The organism is Methanothrix sp. (assembly GCF_024518575.1).
Lineage (GTDB): Archaea > Halobacteriota > Methanosarcinia > Methanotrichales > Methanotrichaceae > Methanothrix_B.
The window spans coordinates 1-3,238 of the sequence record NZ_JANIHG010000069.1; the positions used below are offsets into that span (position 1 = coordinate 1).

A 3,238-nucleotide genomic window follows, 5' to 3' on the forward strand; every position below is an offset into this window, starting at 1 on the left:
CCGAGAGTATCAGTGGATACCCAACCTTGATCGCATCGAAGATCCCCTCTGTCTCTGAGGCTATGCTGTACGCCTCATCCCCTGATCCCACATCCAGCGCGAGAATGAGTCTGCTGTTCTTCTTCATAATACCTCCAGGTTGCATGGGAGATCTCCTCAGTAATTTAATGTTAATGACCTCGCATTCCGTTTGATGCCTTTAAGCCATGCAGGCAGCGCTAACGTTGAGAGACGATAATCAATTACATTCCGTTCATTATCCGGTCAGCAGCCTCTTTCAGGTCGCCCACGACCTCCGGGCCGCTTCTGTTCCCCTTTCTGTCCAGGAAGAGAGCGTCCAGGCCGGCCTCGATCGGAGCCTCGTAGTCGTAAACGTAATGATCACCGATGTGAAGCACCTCCAGAGGCTTTCTTCCAAGAGCCCTGCAGACCAGGATGTATGAGCGGGGTGATTTCTTCACATCCCTGAAATCCGAGGTCACGGAGAAAATCCTGCTGAACCTGTCCATCAGCCCGTCGAGCTCCATCTCGATGAACTCCCTCGCCGCATTTGATGTGACTACGAGCTCGTAGCCTGAATCTCTCAAAGAACCGAGAACCTCCTCCACCTCAGGGTATACCTCTATCTCGGATCTGTGCATCTCGAGGAGCTCGTACTTATCGATCTTGAGATCGAACTTCTCCAGCCAGTACCCGAGGTCGTACCACTCGAGCCTGTCGCTTCCGATCTTCATATACTCTCCGATGACGATCTCTTTTGCGGCGTCCAGCTCCACGCCGTGCCGCTCCGCGTAAAGCTCAGGGATCGCCTCCATCCACACCCTGTCGACGTACCTCGGGCTCACCAGGGTCCCGTCCATATCGAATGATATTACCTCTGGCATCTCTCTTACCTGCGATCTCTTAACCGCGCATATCTCTTTGGTGTACAATCTGGGAGTGACTCTTTATAAACAAATCGCGTCCATCCAACCACCTGATATGACGGTCTGCACTATCCAGTGCGCCAAAGCATCTCGATAAATTACTGGTCTTGGTCTCAATTCACAGAATAGCATTTTTGGAAACAGCATCCAATGACATAATCACGAATCCTGCGGGATTACATGCTGTTGATCTTCATGTCTCATCGGTTAAGACAGTTTGACGCAAGAATCAATTAATAATTTTTACATGGGTATTGTCTTGAAATTATGCTTTGATGCGATTGATATCGATATCATCTGGTGGAACACATATGAGAGTGGAAAATTGTTAAATATTCATCGTGTTATCTTCCATAGGCTGAGAGGGATAGGCTGAGAGGGCTGGTAAGCCGGTTGAATTGGTTGAGGGCAGGTGTACGTCACAGCGTTGTTCAGGTTGTGGCTCAATCGCGTCGAAGACGCTGAAGGATCGAGTCCATGTCTGTCCGAGTTGTGGGCTTAAACTGGATCGAGATCGTAACGCAGCGTTGAACATGCTCACTCTCGGACTGAGGGGTAGAGCCTGTGGAGATACTGGATAGCCAGATCTATGAAACCTTCGACTTGACGTAGAGGGGCATCGACAACAAGTCGAAGCGCAGGAAGCCCTTTCCCTGAAGGGGAGGAAGTCACATAAGGATGAACTTACATAGAACAGGAACAATGGATAAAAAAGAGCATCTGATCGAGGTCTGCCCTGTATGCGGCAGCTCTGATATCTACTACGAGGCAGGAGGTTATGCCGGCAAGCTGTATCACTGTAAAAGGTGCGGCTACATCGGCGCGCTGGTCGTCGAGGCCGACAGTGCGATGATAGAGGCGATACGATCTGAGTACGAGAAGAGTCACACCAGAGAGGATCTTGTTGAGGATTGAGGCACATGCTCTCTGAAGGTGCAGATCAGAAGCGTATTTTTAAAACGATAGATGTGCTTGAAGTTCTGGCATGAGGTTTCATGATATCGGGGAGCGCGCTCTGATATCCAGGATTGCGGATATCCTGGGAGGGATCGAGAAGGACGACTGCGCGGTTATTGCGCTTGACGATGAGTATCTGGTTGTGAGCACAGACATTCTGCACAGGGAGACTGATTTTCCCGATCAAGCGACGCCATGGCAGATCGGCTGGATGAGCGCGGCGGTCAACCTGAGCGACATCGCAGCTATGGGCGCTGAGCCTCTTGGAATTCTGATCGCATCTGGAATACCCCCTGAAACAGACGTTGAGCTCATAGATGAGATCTTCAGGGGAATCAGGGACTGTGTTGAGGCATACGGCACAGAGGTGCTAGGCGGTGATACTGATGCACACAGGGAGCTCACGCTATGCGGCACCGCGCTCGGGCTGGTATCGCGTGAGAGGATCCTGAGGAGGAGAGGCGCGCGGCCAGGGGATCTGCTCTGCACCACCGGCTCTCTCGGCGGAGCTGGAGCCGGACTGAAAGCGCTTGAGGTTGGCAGGTTTGATCTTGCGCGCCGGCTTCTGGAGCCACGCCCCAGGGTGCAGGAGGGCATGGCGCTCTCGAGAACAGGTGCCGTGACAGCGATGATGGACAACAGCGATGGGCTCGCGCTCTCGCTTCACGACCTTGCCGAGGCTGGAGGTACGGGGTTCATCGTCGATTACGATCGAATACCCCTCGCAGACGAGGTGAGAGCGATCGCTGAGAGCGATGAGGAGGCCCTGGAGATGGTTCTCAGCGCAGGAGGCGACTTCGAGCTCCTCTTCACGGTCAGGGAGGATATGATCGATGAGGCGAGAAAAGCCTGCGAGCTCAGCGTGATAGGGCGTGCTGTGGAAAATGGCATCTGGCTCGAGAGGGATGGAAGCATGATGCCCATACCCAGGAGCGGATACGAGCACGGATCATAGTGAAGCCATCTCAAAACCAGCCATGCGACCGGAGTTGCATTCTATTTTCAGAGCAACTCAACTTGTTGGCATTTGCGTAATGCGGATCTGGTGGTGGTCCTGGATCTCAGAGGCAGCTGTTGCAATTAACGGTGGAGTTTACGCGATACGTGCCACGGCAACAGGCAAAGACGCTCCACATTTTGAAGTTGTTTGCTGATACAGTTTAAAAAGACACTGTTATGAAAATATCTGCATCGGAGCATGCCTCTACAGCAGAGGATACCCCCCGAAGTGACTACTCCCGCCAATGAATTGGCGGGCATCTAGGCTTTCGCCACAGACTGTAGCCCCAGTCTGAGAACGTTTATGGCTGCATTATGATCTCTATCCAGAGTCAGGCCGCAGAAAGGACATCTGT

4 protein-coding genes and 1 pseudogene are annotated in these 3,238 nt (G+C 52.4%); 3 read left to right on the top strand and 2 right to left on the bottom strand.

Features of this window, described 5'->3' with window-relative positions; translation table 11 throughout:
• Window positions 1-242 precede the first annotated feature (242 nt).
• The gene (locus NQU42_RS08295; RefSeq protein WP_296610600.1) at window positions 243-884 is read right to left on the bottom strand and encodes an HAD family hydrolase; all 642 of its coding nucleotides are present in this window, start codon (window positions 882-884) and stop codon (window positions 243-245) included.
• Between the two features lie 413 nt (window positions 885-1,297).
• On the opposite strand from NQU42_RS08295, the pseudogene NQU42_RS08300 reads away from it, so the two are divergent.
• The 3 genes and pseudogenes from NQU42_RS08300 to thiL form a co-directional block, all read left to right on the top strand.
• Window positions 1,298-1,507, top strand: a pseudogene (locus tag NQU42_RS08300) (zinc ribbon domain-containing protein); the annotation flags it as partial.
• A 121-nt stretch (window positions 1,508-1,628) separates the two neighbouring features.
• Entirely contained in the window at window positions 1,629-1,841 is a 213-nt protein-coding gene (locus NQU42_RS08305) for a hypothetical protein (RefSeq protein WP_366070331.1), read from the top strand.
• A 70-nt stretch (window positions 1,842-1,911) separates the two neighbouring features.
• A complete protein-coding gene (gene thiL, locus NQU42_RS08310) occupies window positions 1,912-2,838 on the top strand; it encodes a thiamine-phosphate kinase (RefSeq protein WP_296610605.1) in 927 nt (308 codons plus the stop codon).
• Between the two features lie 305 nt (window positions 2,839-3,143).
• Here thiL and NQU42_RS08385 read toward each other — a convergent pair.
• Window positions 3,144-3,238: zinc ribbon domain-containing protein (locus tag NQU42_RS08385; protein WP_366070333.1), on the bottom strand; the 95-nt coding region annotated here is incomplete at its 5' end.